This window comes from Hymenobacter sp. DG25B (assembly GCF_000801315.1).
In the GTDB taxonomy this organism is placed as follows: Bacteria; Bacteroidota; Bacteroidia; order Cytophagales; family Hymenobacteraceae; genus Hymenobacter.
In genome coordinates this window covers 514,172-536,850 of sequence record NZ_CP010054.1, presented here as the reverse complement: position 1 = coordinate 536,850, position 22,679 = coordinate 514,172, and the positions used below count along the sequence as shown (strand labels likewise).

Annotated in this window: 15 protein-coding genes; 13 read left to right on the top strand and 2 right to left on the bottom strand. The window is 55.7% G+C overall.

The features are described from left to right. The first annotated feature begins 164 nt into the window (after window positions 1-164). The 6 genes from PK28_RS02360 to PK28_RS20065 all read left to right on the top strand — a co-directional run bounded on the left by PK28_RS02360 (window position 165) and on the right by PK28_RS20065 (window position 11,949). On the top strand, window positions 165-1,949 hold the full coding sequence (locus tag PK28_RS02360) for a hypothetical protein (RefSeq protein ID WP_044511024.1): 1,785 nt from the start codon (window positions 165-167) through the stop codon (window positions 1,947-1,949). 197 nt (window positions 1,950-2,146) lie between these two features. Further along, entirely contained in the window at window positions 2,147-6,805 is a 4,659-nt protein-coding gene (locus PK28_RS21205; RefSeq protein WP_044511021.1) for a DUF8693 domain-containing protein, read from the top strand. A gap of 86 nt (window positions 6,806-6,891) precedes the next feature. Further along, on the top strand, window positions 6,892-7,125 hold the full coding sequence (locus tag PK28_RS02350; protein ID WP_044511019.1) for a PID-CTERM protein-sorting domain-containing protein: 234 nt from the start codon (window positions 6,892-6,894) through the stop codon (window positions 7,123-7,125). A gap of 66 nt (window positions 7,126-7,191) precedes the next feature. Next, window positions 7,192-7,728 (top strand): exosortase X, encoded by a 537-nt coding sequence (gene xrtX, locus PK28_RS02345; RefSeq protein ID WP_044511016.1) that lies wholly within the window; start codon window positions 7,192-7,194, stop codon window positions 7,726-7,728. Continuing rightward, window positions 7,721-8,224, top strand: coding sequence for an XrtX-associated membrane protein (locus PK28_RS02340; protein ID WP_044511013.1), 504 nt, complete (start codon window positions 7,721-7,723; stop codon window positions 8,222-8,224). The genes xrtX and PK28_RS02340 overlap by 8 nt, the downstream gene beginning before the upstream one ends. Window positions 8,225-8,967: 743 nt before the next feature. After that, the gene (locus tag PK28_RS20065) at window positions 8,968-11,949 is read left to right on the top strand and encodes a DUF8693 domain-containing protein (protein ID WP_197070453.1); all 2,982 of its coding nucleotides are present in this window, start codon (window positions 8,968-8,970) and stop codon (window positions 11,947-11,949) included. A gap of 118 nt (window positions 11,950-12,067) precedes the next feature. On the opposite strand, the gene PK28_RS02330 is transcribed toward PK28_RS20065, so the two are convergent. Further along, complete coding sequence (locus PK28_RS02330) at window positions 12,068-13,048, bottom strand: ADP-ribosylglycohydrolase family protein (protein ID WP_044511007.1); 981 nt, start codon at window positions 13,046-13,048, stop codon at window positions 12,068-12,070. A 164-nt stretch (window positions 13,049-13,212) separates the two neighbouring features. Between PK28_RS02330 and PK28_RS02325 the strand changes: the two genes are divergently transcribed. The 7 genes from PK28_RS02325 to PK28_RS02295 all read left to right on the top strand — a co-directional run bounded on the left by PK28_RS02325 (window position 13,213) and on the right by PK28_RS02295 (window position 21,191). Continuing rightward, the gene (locus tag PK28_RS02325; protein ID WP_044511006.1) at window positions 13,213-13,449 is read left to right on the top strand and encodes a helix-turn-helix domain-containing protein; all 237 of its coding nucleotides are present in this window, start codon (window positions 13,213-13,215) and stop codon (window positions 13,447-13,449) included. Between the two features lie 449 nt (window positions 13,450-13,898). Continuing rightward, window positions 13,899-16,691, top strand: a complete 2,793-nt coding sequence (locus tag PK28_RS02320; protein ID WP_044511003.1) for a type I restriction endonuclease subunit R — start codon at window positions 13,899-13,901, stop codon at window positions 16,689-16,691. A 20-nt stretch (window positions 16,692-16,711) separates the two neighbouring features. Further along, a complete protein-coding gene (locus tag PK28_RS20680) occupies window positions 16,712-17,596 on the top strand; it encodes a restriction endonuclease subunit S (RefSeq protein ID WP_048825461.1) in 885 nt (294 codons plus the stop codon). Next, entirely contained in the window at window positions 17,482-18,261 is a 780-nt protein-coding gene (locus PK28_RS19825) for a restriction endonuclease subunit S (protein ID WP_071885036.1), read from the top strand. The genes PK28_RS20680 and PK28_RS19825 overlap by 115 nt, the downstream gene beginning before the upstream one ends. A gap of 29 nt (window positions 18,262-18,290) precedes the next feature. After that, on the top strand, window positions 18,291-18,785 hold the full coding sequence (locus tag PK28_RS02305; RefSeq protein ID WP_044510997.1) for a hypothetical protein: 495 nt from the start codon (window positions 18,291-18,293) through the stop codon (window positions 18,783-18,785). 119 nt (window positions 18,786-18,904) lie between these two features. Then, window positions 18,905-20,368, top strand: coding sequence for a class I SAM-dependent DNA methyltransferase (locus PK28_RS02300; protein WP_044510995.1), 1,464 nt, complete (start codon window positions 18,905-18,907; stop codon window positions 20,366-20,368). Window positions 20,369-20,456: 88 nt separating this feature from the next. Then, window positions 20,457-21,191, top strand: a complete 735-nt coding sequence (locus PK28_RS02295; protein ID WP_044510993.1) for a hypothetical protein — start codon at window positions 20,457-20,459, stop codon at window positions 21,189-21,191. Window positions 21,192-21,524: 333 nt separating this feature from the next. On the opposite strand, the gene PK28_RS02290 is transcribed toward PK28_RS02295, so the two are convergent. Beyond that, window positions 21,525-22,451 (bottom strand): hypothetical protein, encoded by a 927-nt coding sequence (locus tag PK28_RS02290; protein WP_156126202.1) that lies wholly within the window; start codon window positions 22,449-22,451, stop codon window positions 21,525-21,527. Window positions 22,452-22,679 lie beyond the last annotated feature (228 nt).

The following is a 22,679-nucleotide window of genomic DNA, read 5'->3' as shown; positions in this document are numbered from 1 at the left end:
GCTTAACCATCGGGGTTTCCGCTAGCTATGTATGCAGCTCTTCCTGCCGGGCCCCGCTTGATCTACAGGTACTGAACAACACCGTGCAACAGGCCCGTATCGGACTAGACCTTAATCTGTGGGCGAGCAGCGGAGGCATAGTGCGTGGCAATTTGCTTAGCGGTGTGGATACCGGCCTGCGCCTCACCGGCACAGAAAACAGCCAGGTGCAAGTACTCCAGAACCGCATTACTAACGTGGTAAATGGCAGTGGCATTGAAGTGCAGCAGTCGGGTTGCTTGATCGCCAACAATTTCATTCAGGCCGGCGGCGTGGGCATTGCCAAGGGCATCTCCAATAGCGGCTCCAGCAACCGCATCGTCTTCAACTCGGTCAACATCACGGGCTCGGATCCGGTCAACGGCCGGGCTTTTGAGCTAACCGGGGGCAGTGACCTGACGGTGAAGAATAATATCTTCGCCAACACCGGCAGCGGCTACGCCACCTACCTGGTTAGCAGCCCCAGCGGCACCAACGACTGGGATTACAACAACTACTACTCTGCTTCCGGCAAGCTCGGCTTCGCTAACGGCACCAATCAAAACAGTCTGAGTGCTTGGAGCGCTTTAATCTCTACAGATGTACATAGTAAAGCAGTCAATCCATTTTTCGTCTCTCATACCGATCTTGGCATTAATCAGATTCTGCTCAACAATGCCGCTGTATCTATTAGTGGCATCACAACAGATATTGATAGTGTACTCCGAAGCACCACTGCCGATATAGGAGCCAAAGAGTATGTCCCTTGCACCCCCGATGTCGGGGTGAATGCTTTCACAAGTCTAAGGAACCCGTTGTCTCCTGGCTTACAGGGAATAGAAGTACAGCTACAGAATCAGAGCCTGACCACTCTCAGCTCGGCCGTTATCAACTGGTCCATCAACGGAGTTGCGCAGCCGACTTATAACTGGACTGGGACTTTGGCTGGGGCAGGCAATGCTACCATTACAGTAGGTAGCTACAGTTTCCCCAGCGGGAAGACGTATTCCTTAAAAGCCTGGGCTACCACACCCAATGGTCAGAAAGCGTGCAATGCCCTTAATGACACGGCTTCGATTAAGGATCTTGCCACACCACTGTGCGGTTTATACACGATTGGGGGCACGAATCCCGACTTCCAGAACTTCACGGAAGCAGTAACGGCCTTGAATAATGCCGGGGTGGGCTGTGGGGTGACTTTCCGTGTGCGCAACGGCAGCTATAACGAGCAGGTGAAGCTGGGCCAGATCAGTGGTGCGTCGGCAACGGCCCCAATCGTATTTGAGTCGGAAAGTGGGGATAGCACGAAGGTGGCTTTGCATTACCAGGAGACGAATCCTAGCAATGACTATACCCTCGTTCTGGAAGGAACCGATTATATCACCTTCCGCAAGCTGGGGATTTTGCGTAGCAATGGGCAATCTGGTTCATCGGCGGTCATTATTCGGAACGGGGCTCACCATGTAAGTTTCCGCAACACGCAACTCAACCGGGTCAGCTCCCCTGGCACCTCCTGCGACTCAGTGCTCACCTTTGCGGGCAATGCCGTGACCGGCGGCATATTTTTGGCCAATCTGTCGACTCAGCCAGCAAGCCGCGTCGCCATTACAGGCAACACCTTTACCAGCCCATACTCGGCCTCAGAGTCCAGCATCGGGTTATCCTATACCACTGGGGCGCTGGTGCAGGGCAACACTGTTGCACCCAGTATCAATTCGGGCTCCGAGGTTACATCAGTGAACGTGACTAACAGTTCCAACCCCAAGATCAACAACAACCACCTATTTGCCTATGGATATTACTCGACTTATGGTGTGATAGTGAGCAGTACGGTTAACGCTGAAATATCTGACAATACGATTCAGGGCGGCTGCTATTCATCTAGTGGCTATTCGTCCTATGGTATACAGGTCCGGGGGGTAGCAGCATAATCGTAAAAAACAATACCATTACTCCCGTTGGGCGCTTAACCATCGGGGTTTCCGCTAGCTATGTATGCAGCTCTTCCTGCCGGGCCCCGCTTGATCTACAGGTACTGAACAACACCGTGCAACAGGCCCGTATCGGACTAGACCTTAATCTGTGGGCGAGCAGCGGAGGCATAGTGCGTGGCAATTTGCTTAGCGGTGTGGATACCGGCCTGCGCCTCACCGGCACAGAAAACAGCCAGGTGCAAGTACTCCAGAACCGCATTACTAACGTGGTAAATGGCAGTGGCATTGAAGTGCAGCAGTCGGGTTGCTTGATCGCCAACAATTTCATTCAGGCCGGCGGCGTGGGCATTGCCAAGGGCATCTCCAATAGCGGCTCCAGCAACCGCATCGTCTTCAACTCGGTCAACATCACGGGCTCGGATCCGGTCAACGGCCGGGCTTTTGAGCTAACCGGGGGCAGTGACCTGACGGTGAAGAATAATATCTTCGCCAACACCGGCAGCGGCTACGCCACCTACCTGGTTAGCAGCCCCAGCGGCACCAACGACTGGGATTACAACAACTACTACTCTGCTTCCGGCAAGCTCGGCTTCGCTAACGGCACCAATCAAAACAGTCTGAGCAGCTGGCGGCAAACGCTCAAGACCGATCCCAACTCCAACGCCGTTAACCCTTTCTTCAAATCGACAACGGAGTTGCGACCTCTGCAGCGCTTTATAAACGGTGCAGGAATTGCCTCATCAGGCGTCACGCTGGACATTGACGGGGAGCTACGCAACGGTTCCGCGCCCGATGTAGGCGGTGATGAGTTTACCGTGGACTTTGGTATTACCCGTCTGGTAAGCCCTACGCTGGACTGCAACCTAGGCAGCAGTGAACCCGTGACGGTGAACATTGCCCAGTACGGGGATATTCCGCTCCTCAACCTGAAGGTGGCCTATCAGGTCAATAAGGGCACCATCTATACGGACGTCATTCCGGGAAGCACAGCTAATGATATTGCCTACACCTTCAAGCAGCCCCAGGATTTGGGCACGGATGGGGTGTATAGCTTCAAAATCTGGCTAGTGGATGCCAACGATGACAACATCAACAACGACACGCTGCGCATCGACCGGTATAAGAAGCCAAGTCCCAGCGTTAACTTCACCTACGTAACGGACTGCGCGAACCAGCCCGTGAAGTTCACCGGTTCGGCCAGCATCAGCACGGGTAGCATTTCCCGCTACGAGTGGCTGTTCGGAGATGGGGACTCCGCCTCAGTGAAGAGCCCGATTCATGCCTATGCGAAGTCCGGCACCTATACTGTGACGATGCGGGCCTATTCCAAGGAAGGCTGCTACAGCGCCATCAGCAAGGCGGTGACGGTAACAGAAACGCCCCAGGCGGCCTTCACCGCTAGCAACTCCTGTTTCGGATCGGGCATTACCTTTACCAATACCAGCACCATTGGCTCGGGTACCATGAGTTACAGCTGGAAGTTTGGGGATGGCCAGACCTCTACAGCACAGCATCCCACGCACACCTACGCCAAAGCCGGTACCTATAAGGTGGAGCTGACCACCACCGGCAGCGCCGGCTGCAGCACTTCCAGTGCTACGATGGTAACGGTGTACCCGGCCCCCGTGGTGACCACCACACCTACCGGAACCATTACCATTGTTAAGGGCTCGAAAACAACCCTGAAGGCCAATGATGGGTTTGCTTCCTACCGCTGGTCGGACGGGCAGCCCTATCAGGAAGCGGTTATTTCGACGCCGGGCACCTATACGGTGACGGTAACGGATAAAAACGGCTGTCAGGCCACCTCGGCCGCGGTAACAGTGCAGCTGGCACCCGAGCCCGTAGTGAACCTAGGCGCCGATGTGACGATGTGCGAAGGCCAGAGCAAAACGCTAACGGCCGCCGCGGGCTTCAAATCCTATAAGTGGAGCACGGGCGCTACCACGGCTTCCATTACCGTTACCACCGCTGGCACCTACAGCGTGACGGTAGAGGATTCGTATGGCCAGCAGGCTTCGGATGAGGTAATTGTAAACGTTACCTCTCTATCCAACATCAGCTTCACGGGCCTGAATGCTGCCTATTGCACTACAGATGGCAACGCTACCCTGACAGGCTCACCTACGGGCGGTACGTTCAGCGGAACGGGCATTTTGAATGGGAATCAGTTTTCGCCGGGCACGGCGGGGGCCGGTACCTATACCATTACTTACCGCTACACCAATGCCAACGGCTGCCAGGGCACCGCTACCCAGCAGGTAACGGTGAGTCCGGTACTCAGTGCCCCGGTTATCACGGGTGCTGCGCGCTGCGGCGCTGGTACGGTTACGTTGAAAGCCAGCGGCTCCAGCGGTACCTATGCCTGGTACGCCACGGCCACCAGCACTACTGTGCTGAGCACCAGCGCGAGCTATACCACGCCCTCGCTGAGCGCTACGACTACGTACTACGTGCAGGCTACTTCCACGCAAGGATGCCCCAGCAGTCGGGTGAGTGCGACGGCCACCATCAATGCCGCGCCGGTGGTAAGCGCCAGCGCTACCTCCGCCAGCATTTGTGCCGGCTCTTCCACCAGCCTGCAGGCAACGGGGGCCAGCTCGTATAGCTGGTCGCCGGCTACCGGGCTGAGCAGCACCAGCAGCGCTACGGTAACAGCCTCTCCGGCTACCACTACGACGTATACGGTAACAGGCACCTCGGCGCAGGGCTGCACCAGCACGGCTACGGTGACGGTAACGGTAAACCCGGCGCTGGCTGTAACCGCGCAGGCTTCGCCCACTTCCCTGATGCTGGGCAGCAGCACGACGCTCAGTGTGGCCAGCCAGGTAAGTGGAGCTACCTATATCTGGAGTGGTCAGGGCCTGCAGCAGACCAGCGGCAGCTTGGTTTCGGCAACGCCCACGGCAATTGGGACCCAGCAGTATACCGTGACAGCAACCAACGGCAGCTGCACGGCTACTAGTACCGTCTCTGTAACTGTGACGACAGCCAGCCTGACGTGGACGGGTCAGACCTCGACGGCCTGGACGACCGCTTCGAACTGGAGCAATAACCAGGTACCTACTGCGGAAACCACAGTCCTGATTCCCGCTGGAACCCCCTACTCGCCGACCATCAGCTCGTTGCAGGCGGTCAAGCAAGTGACCCTGGCATCAAACGCCAAACTCAGCGTGCTAGACAACGGCGTGCTGGAGCTGAAAGGCGACTTTATCAACAATGGTCTGTTCAGCAGCACGGAGAAGGGTGAAGTTCGCCTGACGGGTACGACGAAGCAGAAAATAGGCGGCAGTGGGGTCACACCTTTTTCTAACCTGACCGTCGAAGCGGCCGGGGGCGAGCTGACGGGGACTACCACGGTAGCCCGCCTGCTTACGCTGCGCGGCAACCTGACTACCAACGCTCAGCCCTTCACGCTGCTCTCCGATGCCAAAACCACCGCCCTGGTGGTTAATGCCGGCGGGGTTGTAGTTGGCAAAGCGGCTATGCAGCGCTACATCAGCCCTTCGAACCCAGGGGTAGGCTACCGCCACCTCTCCTCCCCGGTGGTGAGCACGACGGTAGCGGACCTGGCCACCAGCGGCTTTACGCCAAAGGTAAACCCGGACTACAACAAGCTGCCACGACCCTACATGCCGGCCTCTATCTTCCCCAATGTCTTGGGCTATGACGAGACGCGCATTACTGCTTCATACCCCGAATTTACTGTGGGCTGGAAGTCGCTGGCTGCGCTGTCCGATGCATTGGTATCGGGTAAAGGCTATTCGGTGAACATCAGTGCTCAGGAGAAGGTAGCTTTGGAAGGCACCTTAACCACGGGACCGGTGGCCGTGACCAACCTGACGCATGGTGGCCTGGAAAACTCGGGCTGGCATGTTCTGGGTAACCCGTACCCGGCACCTATTAACTGGGATTTGGTGACGGCTCCGGCCGGCATGTACAACGCCATCTACACCTTCCGCTCGAGCACGGCATATGCCGGCTCGTACGTGAGCTACGTGAATGGCATCGGCCCGAAAGGCGCCAACATCATTCCCGCTATGCAGGGCTTCCTGGTGCGGGTGCAGGGCGCCCAGCCGGTGACCTTCAGCTTCACAGATGCCTGCCGCCTGACCTCCTACCAGAACCCCGGCCTGTACCGCGGCGGCGAAACCCGTCCTCTGGTAGAGCTGAGTCTGCGTGACGGGCAGCAGCACACGGATGCCACTTACCTGTACTTCGAGCAGGGAGCCACCGCCGAGGTGGATGCCGCCTTCGATGCCTACAAGATCCTGAACACGGATGGCAGCCCCAACCTGTACAGCGTGGCCGCGCAGAAGCAGTTGTCCATCAACGGCCAGGGGCCCTTGCAGCAGTCGGTGGTGGTACCTCTGGGCGTGCGGGTGACGCAGGCCACGGCGCATACGCTGGATGCAACCCAGCTGGTCAACTTTGCCAGCACGACGCAGATTCTGCTGGAGGACCGGCAGCTGAAGGTGTGGCAGGATTTGCGCACGACCCCGTCCTACTCCTTCACCGCCTCCTCCACCGAGGCGGAGGGCCGCTTCTTCGTGCACTTCAATCCTTCCCTGACCCCGACCCCGACCAAAGCGGGTGCGGGCAGTCAGGAGGCACGGGTGTACCCTAATCCTAGTGTCGGCCACTTCACGGTGGAGCTCAACCAGTACCAGGGCCGTGTGCAGCTGGAGCTGATCAACGCCCTCGGTCAGCGAGTGTTGGCGCGCACAGTGACGACGACCGGAGCCCAGCAACACATTCCGGTCGACGGCTCGCAGCTGGCCACGGGTATGTATGTGGTGCGGATCACCTCCGGCAACCAGGTGGTTTCCCGCAAAATCGTGCTCAGCCGTTAGGTTCTGCTTAAAGATGGCCCAGCTCCCAATGGGGCTGGGTCATTCATTCCCTTTACTGATCTGCTTTTCTCTCATTCCGCTTTTTTATGAATACCTCTCGCTTTATCCTCTCTTCCTTCCTGAGTGGCGCCTTGCTGGTGCTGGCCGTTAGCTTTTCTTCTCCTCTGTATGCCCAGGGCCAGCCGGGGGATGGTGGCCCGACGCCGGATCCGGAACCCGCGCCCACGGCCGTGCCCATTGATGGCGGCGCTTCGCTGCTGCTGGCCGGCAGCGTGGCCTATGGTCTGAACACGTTGCGCAAACGTCGTTCCCGGTCTTAACCTACCCTCTTCGACTTTTTCCTGCAGCCCCGTTGGATAACTTCTGATGGGGCTGCGCTTTCCGGTATGAATCGTCTCTTTCAATCCCCCCTACGGGTATTTCTGTTGCGCGCCCTGCTGCTGCTGCTGGTCTGGCACGTGGGTTACACGCTGTGGCTGGGGCCGCAGGGTCAGCTGGACCAGGCCTTGTCGGTGAACCTGGCGCAGGCCAGCGCTTTCGCACTGCGCGGCCTGGGCATAGACGCACAAGTCGAGCAGCTGCGGCTGGTGAGCGTGAGCGGGCAGCCGGCCGTGTGGGTGGGCCACCCCTGCAATGGGTTGGTGCTCTACACGCTGTTTGCCGGCTTTGTGCTGTCTTTTCCCAGCCCAGGCACGCGCAAAGGGTGGTTTATCCCCCTGGGCTGCCTGATGATTTACCTGCTGAATATTATCCGGGTAGCGGCGCTGGCGGTGCTGCAGCACTGGGGCCCGGCCGGCAGCGTGGACTTCAACCACCACTACACCTTCACCTTCGTGGTGTACGGCGCCATTGGAGGCTTGTGGGTGCTGTGGGTGCGGCGGCAGGCTTCGGTTACTTCCGCTGCGGAGGCCAGCTATGCATAGTCCGGGCGTGAATGGGCGGTTATCCCGGATACTGCGGAAGCTAGTCCTGCTCCTACTGGGCAGCGGGCTGTTTGTGCTGGGGCAGTTTGATGAGCAGGTATTTACCGGACTAGCACGGCTATGGCGAGCCGGGATGGCATTGATGGGACCGGCCGGGCAGTACTTATTGCAAGCAGGCACACACACGCAGCTCACGAGCCATGGGATGCCGGTAGCGCTGACGTACAGGGTTCTGTATCTGGGCTTGAGCATCCTCCTGCTGCGCGTCCTGCTGCGGGGGCGTTTCCAGTGGCAGATTGTGCTGGCATATGCCGGGGCCTTTCTGACGGGGTGTATGCTGCTGGCTGTAGGACAAGGCTTACACCTGCAGGTAATGAGCCTGCTGGCTCATCAACTGATTGATTTCCTCTGCTCGCCTCTGGCTGTTCTGCTGGCGTACCCTTTACTAGTGCTGGCGGAAAAAGAATCTGCCCTGCTCGAAGTCAAAAATTCTTAATACTGGAAAAGCTATTGTGAGTGGAAGTAAACTATCATATCCCGTCTGACAAGAAACCATCCTCATCAGTCTCTTTCATCTTCGTATCTCATTTTCTTTCCACTTATTTGATGAAACACTTACTACTACGGCTTGTAGCGCTGTTTATAATGGTGTGCTTTTCGTTACACGGGAGCATAGTATTAGGCCAGACATGGGATTGGTCTACTCATCGTGACGGCAGCGGCCGCGACATCGTCAAGGCCATAACCCATACCTACGACCCCAATGGGGGAACTCTGGTAGCCGAACTCAGACTGGATACAGGTCCTGACGGGCCAGGGCCTTACCTCACGAAATTCAATCAACAAGGAGCTCTTGTTTGGTCTAAGCCAGTAAAGCCTTCCCGGCCAGGTACCGATATCAATCAATTCCTAACTGTGGAAGATGTAGAAGCATCGTACGGCGGGTATTACGTGGTCGGATGGCTACCTAAAGATTCAGTAGTCACATTTGGAGTCTCTACTCTCAAAGCTCCCGCAACAGGTAATTCTTTCTACCGTGCCTTTCTTAGTGAGTCAGGTGTATGGCAGAGTGGGTTGGTGGCTACGTTTTCAGAAACAGTCATACGGTCTTCAGTGCTTTTGCGTACGGACGGGAGCGGAACAGTCTGTATAGCTGGAATGATGGAAGCTGGGACCGCCTCCTTTGGGAGCCATACAGTTAGGGTTTCCCCGCATACTAGTGGTGATACCAAAGAGTTTGTGGTAGCCAAATATGATCCTCGCACTGGCGAAGGCTGGGATTGGGCGACTGCTTCCTACAGTAATGGCAACCTAATGGGTTCGTCCGTTCGCTATATTTCGGACACATACTATGCTTACGGTAAAGTATGGATTACCGGCATTGTTGCAGGACCCTCTGTAGCTTTCCCCACCGCACAGGGCGTAACCACATTGACGCCTGGTGGCACTACGGCCCCTGGTAACCGTGACGTGTTCATTGCCTCGGCCAGCTATGGCAACTGGGGCAGTGCAAGCAACTTTGTTAGTCAATATATTACCAATGCACCCGCTGGCGGCCATATTGCCCACGATGGCAGCAATTTTATCTATATAACAGGCTATAATCCAGCCCCCGGCAATGCTACTGGGGTCTCATCTCCTGCCGGGGCTTTTATAGCAGGGTATAATCCTTACGCAGCTACTTTTGAATGGGCTCAGGAAATTCCTGATGCTTACCTTTATACAACAGCATTGGCAGGGAGAGGTACTACCTCTGGCGCCTCCTTATCTGGGAAGTTGCCGGGTACCTTTGCCTTTGGCACTACTAAACTTGTCCCAAGTACTTCTACTTCTGATTATGTAGCTCAAATTAGCCGATCTGGGGTTTGGCAATCGGCAATGGGTCTTGGTGGTTCCACTGCGGATCTCTTCGGTCGAGAATTAGATACGCATTACGCGGATGCTGTTTATCTATCTGGTGGCTACAACGGTACTAGCATGAGTGTGGGTAACCAGACTCTACCTACTGCACAAGGAGGAGGCGATAATTTTGTGGCGCGCCTTGCTATAGGTTCATCAGTTACCATAGCCTCCTTTACTCCTACAAATGGTTTAGTCGGCACATCCATAACTTTAACAGGTTCGGGATTCAGCGGTACAACCAGCGTATCTTTTAATGGCACCTCCGCTTCCGAATTTACAGTAAATGAAGGTGGCAGACAAATTATCGTAAAAGTGCCGGCAGGAGCTACTTCAGGCCTCATCTCTGTCACCACGCCCAGCGGTTCCGCTTCCAGTTCTAAAACTTTTGAGGTAATCACAGACTTAACTGACCTTATAGTAAGCGACAATCAATTGGTTCAAGGCAGCTATCGGAATGTGACTGTTACCAGCACCGGAGTTGCAAACTTGATTGGGACCCTAACTGTTTATGGTCAGATGGTGGTCCAGGGAAACGGTCTTTTAAGCCAAAATAATAGCAGTAATACAATTAATGGCCCTGGAGGATTTACTCTAGCTTCTGGCGCTAAGATATTTATTGTGTCAGAAGAGGGGTTAAGTGCAACAGAAGCAGTTGGGCCGATCCAAGTAACCGGATCACGTAATTTCTCCCAGTCCGCAGATTATTATTATCCCGCCGACGCGAGTCAGGAGACTGGTTCAGGGTTACCCCGCCGCGTTCGCTTTCTGAGCATTGAGACAGTTGTGAAACTTACCCAACCCGTTGCCATCCGAGGCGGGGTATCAGTGACTAACACAGGGAATCTACTCTTAAATAGCCACATGCTCACTCTTCTTTCTGATGCTGATTCTACTGCTATAGTAGCAAACTTTGGCTTAGGTCGGGTCATTGGGATGGCCACAGTGCAACGCTATATTAGCGAAGGTGCGAATGCTGGTGCTGGCTATCGTCACCTCTCTGCACCGGTGTCCGGTTCTACTGTAGCAGATATAGCTACAGCGGGCTTTATACCAACTATCAATTCGGCTTACAACAAGGCAATAGCGCCAGGAGCTATTACCCCATTTCCTACTGTATTTGGTTACGATGAAGCTAGGGTAGCTACTAGTCCAGCTACTACTCTATCAACCTTTGACAAAGGCTGGGTATCGCCGACCAGTTTAGCCTCTTCTCTGGAGGTTGGTCACGGATATACGGTCAACTTAGCTGCAAAGCAGACAGTCGATTTTGTAGGCGCTCTGAACACCGGTCCCATTAGTATACCCATCACCCAAACTAATTCCAATGGAGGTTGGCATTTACTAGGTAACCCTTATCCAACTTTAATCGACTGGAGCCAAGTAGCAGTTCCTCCTGGCCTTGATAATGCTATGTATGTTTTTGAAAGTACCGACCGTTATACCGGACAGTATAGAAGTTGCGTCAATGGAGTGGGCAACCCAATGGTTGCTATGGGGCAAGGTTTTTTCGTGCACTCTACTGCAGGGGCAGGCCCAACTACACTAGTTTTAACCAACAATATCCGATCTGTGAATGTGTTAACTAGCGCTGCCCCGCTAAAACGGCCTTCCACTGATCTTCGTCCTCGCCTACAGCTAACCTTACAAGGAACGACACCATCTCTGTCTGATGCTACGGACGTATATTTCGAGTCTGGTGCTACTGATGGCGTAGATGCTCGATATGATGCTGTGAAGCTCCGCAACCCGCATGGCTTGTCACTATACTCAGTCACTGGCTCCGGGAATGAGCTAGCGATTAATGGCTTGCCGGTTCTAACTTCCGGGGCGGTGGTACCACTTGGGCTTGTTATTCCTCAGATTGGAACCTACACGCTGAAGGTGGCTAAGCTGTTGCATTTGGAAAGCACCCCTGTCGTCCTAGTGGATGCGGTAACGGGCCAGGAAACGGACCTACAGACGCAGGCAGCGTATACCTTCACGACTGATTCCAAAGCTGTTAGTGGCCGTTTCGCGTTGCGCTTTGGGCCGGCCACGGCCACGCCTACCAGGGCGGCGCTGCTGGCGACAGCCATAGCCTTGTATCCCAACCCGGCCCACCATACAGTAACGCTAGCTTTACCTAGTGTACCCGGCACGAAAACAGCGCAGGTAGCGGTATTCAATGCCCTGGGGCAAGAGGTGCGACAGTTTGAGTTGGGCCTGAAGCCTAATGGCGCGGAGCACAAGCTGGAACTGGCTAATCTACCCGCGGGTGTGTACTCGGTGCACGTCCAGGCCGGTGAGGTTGCCACGACCAAACGCTTGGTTATTGAATAGCTCTAAGCAGATTGATTCTGCTACAGCTTGAAAGCAAAAAGGCAGCTCCATGACGGGGCTGCCTTTTTTGGTCTTTAACCTGCTGCATGAGCAGCAAATTACTTCAGGTAATCCGCTCTTAAGCGGGAGGAGCATCGACTGAGATAGTAGCAGCGACCATCCGATAGGCCAGGCCTTCGATATCGGCGCGACGAGCCAGCACCTGGAGCCACTCAGCAGGAATGGCGGCTTCGCCATAGTACAGGCCAGCTAGGCCACCAGTCACGGCGCCGGTGGTATCGGTATCGTCGCCGAGGTTGACGGCGGCTAGTACGGTTTCGGCGTAGGTTTCATAGCGCAGCAGGCACCAGAGGGCCGCCTCCAGCGTGTGCATTACATAGCCGCCGCTGTTGATAGCTAGCACGTTCACGTCGGGCAGCCGGCCGCTGAGGATACGCTCGAAGTGGTCGGCTTCCTTGGCGGGAATGTTCAGAGCCCGCAACTGGGCCGGCCCCTCCTGGCAGAGCTGGGCATAGGCTTCAGCCGGCGTGAGGCCTGCGCGCAAGTGGCGCGCTATTTCCAGATACAGGAAGCAGGCCACCGCGGAGCGGATATGCCCGTGGGTGACGGCCGCCACGTCAAAGATTAGCTGGAACCGCTCCTGTAGCGGAGCATTGGTCTGGTAGAAGGCCAAGGGCAGAATCCGCATCAGGGCCCCATTTCCATTGCTATACTCGTCGGTGCCGCCGGCGCGCACCAGCCCAGGCTTTGCCTGCAGGCGCTGCAAGGCCTCGCGGGTGGTAATGCCGATGTCAAACACGCGGCCGTGGGGTGTCCAGAAGTTGTCCTCATACCAACGGCAGCAGTTGCGGGCCAGCTTGGGCAGCGTGAAGCCATCGGCAATGGCTTCGGCCAAACAGAAGGTCAGGGAGGCATCATCGGACCAGGTACCAGCGGGCTGGTTGTGTGTCCCGTAGGCGCGCATGTGGACGACTGGGTCCTGACGCCGGGCTGCGCGGCTTTGAAACTCCACGGGCACTCCTAGCGCATCACCCACCGCCAACCCCAGCAAGGCCGCCCGACATTGTTCTGTTACCGAAGAGGAGAGAGTAGGTTTCATGTAAGCTGGAGGTAGGAGTGATAAGTGAGTTGGTACTGCCTTGGGCGTAAGCCTGCGCGGAAAAGCCAGGGAGGCCGTGATAGGCCCTTCAAAAATACGTAGTATACATGCATTAATGACATTAATGTCATTAATAAGTTTGTTTACGACTTCTCCTACCTGTTATGACTGCCAAGGCTGCTTCCCCCTTACTTCTGGAATTGATTCGCCGGCTAAAAGCCCTGCGAGAAAGGCGCCGGCTCACCCTGCAACAAGTGTATGAAGCAACAGGGGTGCATATAGGCCGCATTGAGGCCAACTCCCTGAATGTGACGATTACTACGCTGGCAACACTCTGCCGGTATTACCAGGTAACTCTCTCCGAAATACTGGAGCAAATCGAGGTATCTCTGGAGGCCTGAAAAGGATAGGCGGGCCGCTTACCTCTGATGTTCAGGTGGCATTCTTGAGGAGAGGCCTGGGGGTTCCTAGCAAGTACGTATCCACACCCCCTCTTTCAAGGTATAAATTAATGTCATACAGTCACTTATAAACATTTGACAAGAGAGGGTATGGACACGTACTCGCTAAGCAATATCCATACGCAGTTTTAAGCCTTTTTTCGGTGTTGTTATGGGATGCGACTACGCCATCAGTTGCTATGCAGGCCGCGATTCTAGCGAGTTTTGTCAGCCGCTTTTTTAGATACTCTTTCTGAATAGAGCAACTCAATTAAGGGCACCTCTTCAAGTTTGCACAGAAGGAAGGAAAAGCGCGGTAGCTTCGGTAGATTTGCTACCCCCGGATAGTATTCTGCCGTGCGGGGCTCATTATCTATTGCTAGATTCTACGCCTCTATCCTACCCCGCCCATGCTTACTCCCGAACAGAAAGCTCGCCAACTGATTGATGCGCAACTGACGGCAGCAGGCTGGGTGCTGCAGGACCGGGACCAGCTGAATCGCACCGCCTCGTTAGGGGTAGCCGTGCGGGAGTTTCCCACCGCCTCGGGCCCGGCTGACTATGCCCTGCTGGTGGAAGGCAAGCTGGTAGGTGTGGTAGAAGCTAAGAAGGAAGGCACCTCCCTGACGGCCGTAGCCGAGCAGACGGCGCGCTACCTGACCAGCGCCACCAAGCATATTCCGCGTACGGCCGACGAGCTGCCCTTTGGGTACGAGGCCAACGGCCACGAAATTCGGTTTCTGGACCGGCGTGACCCGGAGCCCCGATCCCGACCGGTGTTCTGGTTTCATCGGCCAGAAACGCTGCGCGACTGGGCGCGGCAGACGGCCACGCTACGGGCTCGCCTGCAGCATCTGCCCGTGCTGGAACCCACGGGCCTGCGCGACTGCCAGGTAGAGGCCATCCGCAACCTGGAAGTCTCCCTGAAGCACGACCGGCCGCGGGCCCTGATTCAGATGGCCACGGGCTCAGGCAAGACCTTTACGGCCGTAACGGCTGCGTACCGGCTCATCAAGTTTGCCGGGGCCAAGCGCATCCTGTTTCTGGTAGACCGGGGTAACCTGGGCCGGCAGACGCTGCAGGAGTTCCAGGCCTACGCTACCCCCGACGACGGGCGCAAGTTTACAGAGCTGTACAACGTGCAGAACCTGACGAGCAACCACCTCGACTCGGTAAACAAAGTCACCATCACCACCATTCAGCGGCTGTACTCCATGCTGCGGGGTGAGGCGGAGTTTGAGGAGGGCAACGAGGAGCGCTCGGGGTTTGAGCTGCCGGCCGATGCCGTGAGCAAGCGGCCCAAGGAAGTGGCCTACAACCCGGCCCTGCCGCCGGAAACCTACGACTTCATCATTATCGACGAGTGCCACCGCTCCATCTACAACGTGTGGCAGCAGGTGCTGGAGTACTTTGATGCCCACCTGATTGGGCTGACGGCTACCCCATCCAAACAGACCTTCGGCTTCTTCAACCAGAATCTGGTGATGGAGTACAGCCACGAGCGGGCCGTAGTAGACGGCGTGAACGTGGGCTTCGACGTGTACCGCATTGAGACTGAAATAACCGGAGGCGGAGCCCGGGTAGAGAAGGGCAGCGCCGTGAAGATGATGGAGCGCCAGACCCGGCGGCGGCGCTGGGAAACGCTGGACGACGACCTGGTGTACACCGGCAGCCAACTGGACCGCTCCGTCACCACGCCCGACCAGATACGCACGGTGCTGACCGAGTTCCGGGACCGGCTGCCCCAGCTGTTCCCTGGGCGGGAGCATGTGCCCAAGACCTTGATATTCGCTAAGACCGACCACCACGCCGACGAAATTGTGGATTTGATGCGGGAGGTCTTCGGCAAGAGCAACGACTTCTGCAAAAAGATAACTTACGGCACCACTGAGGGCAAGCCCGACGAGCTGATTAAGCGGTTTCGCAACGAGTTTAACCCGCGGGTGGCCGTAACGGTGGATATGATTTCCACCGGTACCGACATCCGGCCGCTGGAGTGCCTGATTTTCCTGCGCGACGTACGCAGCCGGGTATACTACGACCAGATGAAAGGCCGGGGCACGCGTACCATCAGCCTGGACGACCTGCGCCTGGTGGCCGACCAGGAAGTGGAGGCCAAAACCCGCTTTGTGATAGTAGACGCCGTGGGCGTGACGGAGAGCGAGAAAACCGAAACCACCCGCACCGAGCGCCCCAACGGCGTGAGCTTTGAGAAGCTGCTGGAAGCGGTGGCCCTGGGCAGCCAGGAGCCCGAGCACCTGCGCGCCCTGGCCACCCGCCTGGCCCGGCTAGACCGGCAACTGACTGACGACGACCGCGCCACCGTGGCTGCTCAGACCAACGGCGGCCCCACGGTGCAGCAGCTGGCCAGCCGGCTGTTTGATGCCGTGGACCCCGTGCGACAGGAAACCGCCGCGCTAGCCCTAGCCAGACTGGAAGGCGCCCCCGAGCCCACCGAGGTACACTGGGAACAGGCCCAGCAGCATTTGGTCGATACAGCCACCCAAGCCCTGAACGACCCGGCCCTGCGCACGCTGCTCACGAAGCTGCACACCCAGAAAGACATGGTGATTGACCTAGTGAGCAAAGACCGGGTGATTAACGGCGGCTTTACTACCAAACACTCCCCGGAGGAAGCAGCACGGCGGCTGGCCCAGACGCAGGTAGACAAGTTCAAGACCTTTATCACCGAGCACCGCGACGAGATAACGGCCCTGCAGGTGCTACACAACCAACCTTACCAGCGCCGGGCCCTCACCTACCGCGAGATAAAGCAGCTGGCCGAATCCATGAAGCTGGAGAGCCCACCCCTGCTGCCCGAGCACCTGTGGGAGGCCTACGAGAAGCTGGAGCAGAGCCGGGTGCGTGGGGCCGGTCCCAAAATGCTGCTCACCAACCTCATCAGCCTGGTGCGCTTTGCTACCGAGCAGACAGAACTGCTGGAGGCCTACCCGCTCACGGTGGAGCAGCGCTACCAGCACTGGCTGGGCCGGCAGCAGCAGGCCGGGCGGCTGTTTACCGAGGAGCAGCTGGGCTGGCTACAGATGATGAAGGAGCGCATCGCTACCTCGCTGAGCGTTAGCCCCGACTCCTTCACGCTGCCCCCCTTCATTGACCAAGGCGGCTACGGCCGTGCTCGTGCTCTATTTGGCGACGCGCTGCCGCAGGTAATACAGGAATTAAACGATGAGTTGGCCGCGTAATTGGCTTTTGAATAAATAGAATGCAGGAAGAACAGGAATTGCCGAAGGGCTGGGTTTTAGCCACTTTTAAGGACGTCGGTACTTACATCAATGGACGGGCATTTAAGCCAACTGAATGGGAAGAAACTGGTCGTCCTATTCTTAGAATACAGAACCTTACTAAATCAACGACTACCATAAACCGCTATCCTCGTGAAATCGAGGAGAAATACATTGTACGTCCTGGAGAGCTACTTATCTCATGGTCAGCAACCCTTGGAGCTTTTATTTATAATGAAGAAGAAGCGGTACTAAATCAGCATATTTTCAAAGTAGTCCCTAAGATTGATAAGCTGTTTCTATACTATGGAACACTCAATTTTATTGGCGAGTTAAAAAGTAAGACGCAGGGTAGTGGAATGCAGCATATCACGAAGGGCAACTTCGAGGATACTGCATTTCCGGTTCCACCCCTCCCTGAGCAGAAGCGCATTGTGGCGAAGCTGGAGGAGCTATTTAGCCGGCTCGATGCGGGCGTGGCGGCGGTGCGACAGAGCCAAAAGCTGCTGAAACGCTACCGGCAGTCGGTGCTACACGCGGCCGTGACGGGGGCACTGACCAGCGCCTGGCGCACGGCCCACCCGGCCCCGAGGAAAGCGGGGCGGCGCTGCTGGCCCGCATCCGGGCAGAGCGGCAGGCGCAGTGGGAAGCGGCCCAACAGGCCAAGCGAGGCGGGCAGCTTCCGCTGGATGGTGCCTGGAAAAGCAAGTATGAGGAGCCTGCAGCAGTTGATACCTCGGAGCTACCGGAGTTGCCGGAGGGTTGGGTTTGGGCTACAGCGGAACAGATATGTACATTCATTACCAAGGGAAGTACTCCTGATAAAAACGAACTGTTTGCAGACCAAGGCGAAGTCCCGTTCATAAAGGTGTATAATCTCACAAAAACAGGGAAGCTCGACTTTACAATTAACCCTACTTATGTCCGTTTCAAAACTCATAACAGTCTATTGAACCGTTCAAAAGCATACCCAGGAGATGTACTAATTAACATTGTCGGTCCGCCTCTTGGGAAGGTTGCTATTGTTCCTGATGACCATCCTGAATGGAATATCAATCAGGCAATTGCAGCCTTTAATCCTTTGCCTTCTTATTCTAATAGATTCCTCTTGACGTCTCTACTGACAGAGACAATTATGAAGTGGTTGCTGAAACAAGCTAATACGACCACAAGTCAAGTAAACTTGACGCTAGCCATGTGTCGCCAATTACCCCTACCAGTACCACCGCTGGCCGAGCAAGCCGAAATCGTGGCGGAAGCCGAGCGGCGCCTATCCACCATTGACGCGCTGGAGCACACGCTGGCCGACGAATTAAAGCGGGCGGAGCGGCTGCGGCAGAGCTTGCTACACCGGGCCTTTACCGGACGGCTGGTGCCCCAGGATGCCACCGATGAGCCAGCCAGCGCGCTGCTAGCGCGGCTCACAGCCCAAGTTACTTCCCCGAAGAAAGGGGAAGGCCCGGCATCTGGTGGCGGGAAGCGCGGGCGCAAACCCAAAGCCGCAGGCACTCAGATTGGCCTGTCTTTTTAACCGAAATTTTCTCCTTTCTCGCTTACAATATGCCTTTCACATTCGACCAACTTACTATCGTTAATTGTGGTGATTTTTATGAGGCCCAGGCCGGTGCCAATGCCTACGCGTGCCCTGCAGAAGGGAGAAATGGCTCTTTCCGAAACAACCAATACATGGGCCTTTACAATAAGATGGCAGTTCGACAGATTGGGCAGCTTCGGGGTATTGTAGATATTGATCTTGTTTCTGGCGTAGCCACGGTTTATAGAAACAACGAACGGCAACAAGGTCTCACCGACGACCAGTTGGTTGACCAGGCCCGTCAGCGTCTGGATGTGATGTTCCCGGAGGAGAAAAATGTTCAGCGGGTATTTGTGCTGAGTGAGTTGTTTCCGACAGAGTTCTTGAAGCCGACGCCGGGCGGTATGTTCCCGCGCAAAACATACCTGCCCGTAGCATGTGTAATGGCTGATTCAGCCGAAGACCTTGCCCGAAAGCTGGACGGCAAAAACTGGGATGACTATTGCTCCCCAACAGTGTAGAGACACATACTTGCATCTCCACACTTAACGATACTGCTCCTACCGGTCTCAACAACCGCAATAGTAGGGACGCAAGTTTGCGCCCCTATATCGGGCTCCTACTCCCAAGACATTCCTTTATGAACATACAAGCTTCTCAACTCGTCCAGCGCGTCTGGAATTATGCCACCGTACTGCGCGATGACGGCGTGGGCTACGGCGACTACGTGGAGCAGATAACCTACCTGCTGTTTCTGAAGATGGCCGATGAGCAACTGGGCAACCCCAACGCGCCTACCGTGCCGGAAGCCCTGAGCTGGGCCAGCCTGCGCGAGCTGGAAGGCGACGCGCTGGAAATCCAATACCGCCACATTCTGACGGACCTGGCCAAAGAGCCGGGCATGCTGGGCGTTATTTTCAAGAAGGCTCAGAACAAGATTCAGAACCCGGCCCGGCTGAAGCACCTGCTGGTGCTGATAGACCGGGAAAACTGGTCGGGCATGGGCTTCGACGTGAAGGGGGAGATTTACGAAGGACTGCTGCAGAAGAACGCCGAAGACGTGAAAGGCGGCGCCGGCCAGTACTTCACCCCTCGCCCACTCATTCAGGCTATTGTAGACGCCGTAGCGCCCCGCCCCGGCCAGACCATCTGCGACCCCGCCTGCGGCACGGCCGGCTTCCTGCTGGTGGCCCGCGACTACCTGGTAGAGCGCTACAGCCAGGAGATGGACGAAGACGAGCTGCGCTTCCTGCGCGACGGCACCTTCCATGGCTTCGACATTGTGGACTCCGTGGTGCGGCTGGCCGCCATGAATCTGTACCTGCACGGAATTGGGGGGCTGGAAAGCCCAGTAAAGAATCAGGATTCGCTTATCGGCGACCCGGGCACGCGCTATGATATGATTCTGGCCAACCCGCCCTTCGGCAAGAAAAGCAGCATTACGGTGCTGAACGAGGAAGGCCAGGCCGGCAAGGACTCGCTCAGCTACGAGCGGCCCGACTTTGTGGCCACCACCAGCAACAAGCAGCTTAACTTCCTGCAGCACATCTACACTATTCTGAAGGTGAACGGCACGGCGGCCGTGGTGCTGCCGGATAACGTGCTGTTTGAGGGAGGACCAGGGGAAACCATCCGCCGCAAGCTCCTGCAGGACTGCGACGTGCACACGCTGTTGCGCTTGCCCACGGGCATCTTCTATGCTCAGGGGGTGAAAGCCAATGTGCTGTTCTTCGACAAGAAAACCAGCGGCGAAACCGCTCGCACGAGCAAGCTGTGGGTCTATGACCTACGCACCAACCAGCACTTTACCCCAAAAACCCGCCCCCTGAGCGACGCACACCTACAGGACTTTGTGCGGTGCTACGGCCAGCCCGGCGAGCGAGCCAAGCGCCAGGAAACGGAACAATTCCGCCCCTTCGGTCTGGAAGAGCTGCTCGCCCGCGACAAGGTGAACCTGGATATCTTCTGGCTGAAAGACGACACGCTGGAAGACAGCGCCTCCCTCCCCGCCCCCGACGTACTCGCCCAAGAAATAGCTGAGAACCTGCGCGCCGCTCTGGCCGAGTTCGGCAGCATTGCCGAGGAGCTGGAGGAAGTAGAATAGCGAAACTAACCCACAGTCTTTACCTATCACATTTACAACTACCTATTGCCAGGCCAGCAGGAACACCAGCGCTGGCCGAATTACACAAATGAAACAGTACTTTATTACCCTTATTACCCTACTGGTAGCTATGACGGCTTTCGGCCAGGAAACGGCTACTACCGAGGCCGGCCGGAAAGTGACGCTCCATGCAGATGGCACGTGGCAGTATACCTCTCAGATAGCCATGGCCGATAGCCTGGAAGCAGCCGTGAATGCCCGAGCCGATGCCCGAGCCGACTCGATGGAAGCTGCAGCCGATGACATAGTGGAGACAACAGAGGAGGTTGCAGAGCCCGAGCCCTACCGCCCGACGGGCTCCGTGTTTATGGGAGGCCGGAGAATGACGGCTGGGTTGAAGACGACCATTCATACCGAAAATTTCGGTTTCACAACTTCAGTAACCGTAGCCAGGGATGGAGACAAAACCCTCATCATTTTCTGGCAGGATACCGAGGATAGCAAAATGAATTTCTTTAATGATAAATGGGAAAAGAGTGTGTATCTGTATCTGAAAAATGGAGAGGCTATTTTACTCACGGACAGAGGCATGCATGGGCAAAACAAGATAACCGAGGGTAAGACCAGGGAGTACGGACTAAAATCCGACATATACCAACGCTTCTCAGCGCATTACCTAACCCTTGCGGAGTGCCAGAAGCTGAAGCGTAGCGACCTGGATAAAATAGCTTACCATACTAGTTCAGAAGAAGGAACTACTTATCTGGAGGCGACAGAGAACAGCAACACGCTACGGGAGCAGCTATTGGCTATTGGGCGGTAGCTATGTCGAGTATATTAATGCGTTCAGTGTAGGCGGCCAAGTTCACCTAGCCACCTACACTGCGTTCTATATCCCTCCATTAACAGGCATAAGGCAAGCACACCCTATTGTTAAAATAGCACACTAACGGGCTTCTTACCAGGACCCATTTTATCTCTCGGAGGTAGGCTGATACTGCCCGCTGCCGTTCCGAGGTGCTCCATAACCTCAATGTTCTTACATCAAGGCTTCGCCTGGTAAGAAGGGTGTGTGTTATAGAACACTGTTTATAACAGAGAAGGATAGCCCTGTTTCCACCTCATTACATGAGTGGAAAACATACCCTTTTTTGAACTAGCCATTCTTCTCCGCAGCTTTTCCCTGCATACACAATAACGTCTGCTGGAATATCTGATCAAACGGATGAGGTGGCCTACGTCTTTTCGACCCTATTTGAAGCTTATTCAACTCGCATTGACGCTTCGTATTCCAAGACACAGATTTGAGCTGCCTCAAGTGGGCAGTCAAGTCCTGATCATCTCCAGCGCTGAGCAACTCGCATTTCCGGGGGGTTAAGCCCGTGAAGTTTTTGGGCTCTCGGCGTTTACAATGCTTCCAATGGACGGCTAGGATTTCGGAGAAACGTAGTAAGAGTTTCGGCTCAGCAAGATCTTTTAGTGTTAGCAGTGCTATCCTTAAAGGCCTCAGCAGAGCTCTGATGCGATGATATCGTACTTCGAAGCGGAGTAACTCACTGTTCTTTGGAATAGCCTCGCCTTGAATCCGATGATAGGTTGCCTTATCATACATTTTGATCTTATAGTCTCCATATTTAGCATAGAAGAGCAACGGGCGGGGTTCTTTATCATGGGGCTCCTTAGGCCAGAAAGGCTTCCGTTTGTGCGAGATGAGGCTTTCCAAAAAGCTGGCCGGCGAGGTGTCAAGCTTTAAGTTGACCCCTATTTCCAACTTGTAGACCTTTAACGTTTCCGCAGGGAGAGCCAGATCATTGGCTAGCTGCTCACAGGCAGCCTTCACCGCTGAGAACGTAAAAAGCCCACGATTATGCCCTTGGGCAAAGCTATGCAGGGAGCCTTTTACTCTTCCCCTTCCTTGCGCAAACCACAAGTCTATCTGCAGACCCCGGTACCTGTATTGAACCTGCTCCACCCTAGTTTGCCTGGTGAGGGTACCCTGAAGAGCTGGACATGTATGCACCCAATGCTCAACGCTTGTAGAATTTGAAGGAAAGCTAAAGTGTAGGTGGACTTCATCAATCATAAGGAAGAAGGAGAGAAGCCTCCTCTCAGTCTACTCGAAGCGCGCATATCCCGGAACCGTATGGGCACACGGAGACGCGCTCCCGATAGGGGGAGGAGATGAGAGCCAGGAAGAAAGGGAAGAGTTGTAGAGCGAACGACGGCTCTGGAGGGCCCCTACTGTATGTTTACAGTAGGGCGCTCAAGTATCAATGTGGCATATCCGATGGCGCCACCTAAGAAAAGGATT

What these genes read in the sequence shown, in the direction of transcription:
- PK28_RS02350 (WP_044511019.1), top strand. Translation starts at nt 6,892, where the DNA reads ATGAATACCTCTCGCTTTATCCTCTCTTCCTTCCTGAGTGGCGCCTTG.
- xrtX (WP_044511016.1), top strand. Translation starts at nt 7,192, where the DNA reads ATGAATCGTCTCTTTCAATCCCCCCTACGGGTATTTCTGTTGCGCGCC.
- PK28_RS02340 (WP_044511013.1), top strand. Translation starts at nt 7,721, where the DNA reads ATGCATAGTCCGGGCGTGAATGGGCGGTTATCCCGGATACTGCGGAAG.
- PK28_RS02330 (WP_044511007.1), bottom strand. Translation starts at nt 13,048, where the DNA reads ATGAAACCTACTCTCTCCTCTTCGGTAACAGAACAATGTCGGGCGGCC.
- PK28_RS02325 (WP_044511006.1), top strand. Translation starts at nt 13,213, where the DNA reads ATGACTGCCAAGGCTGCTTCCCCCTTACTTCTGGAATTGATTCGCCGG.
- PK28_RS02320 (WP_044511003.1), top strand. Translation starts at nt 13,899, where the DNA reads ATGCTTACTCCCGAACAGAAAGCTCGCCAACTGATTGATGCGCAACTG.
- PK28_RS20680 (WP_048825461.1), top strand. Translation starts at nt 16,712, where the DNA reads ATGCAGGAAGAACAGGAATTGCCGAAGGGCTGGGTTTTAGCCACTTTT.
- PK28_RS02305 (WP_044510997.1), top strand. Translation starts at nt 18,291, where the DNA reads ATGCCTTTCACATTCGACCAACTTACTATCGTTAATTGTGGTGATTTT.
- PK28_RS02300 (WP_044510995.1), top strand. Translation starts at nt 18,905, where the DNA reads ATGAACATACAAGCTTCTCAACTCGTCCAGCGCGTCTGGAATTATGCC.
- PK28_RS02295 (WP_044510993.1), top strand. Translation starts at nt 20,457, where the DNA reads ATGAAACAGTACTTTATTACCCTTATTACCCTACTGGTAGCTATGACG.
- PK28_RS02290 (WP_156126202.1), bottom strand. Translation starts at nt 22,451, where the DNA reads ATGATTGATGAAGTCCACCTACACTTTAGCTTTCCTTCAAATTCTACA.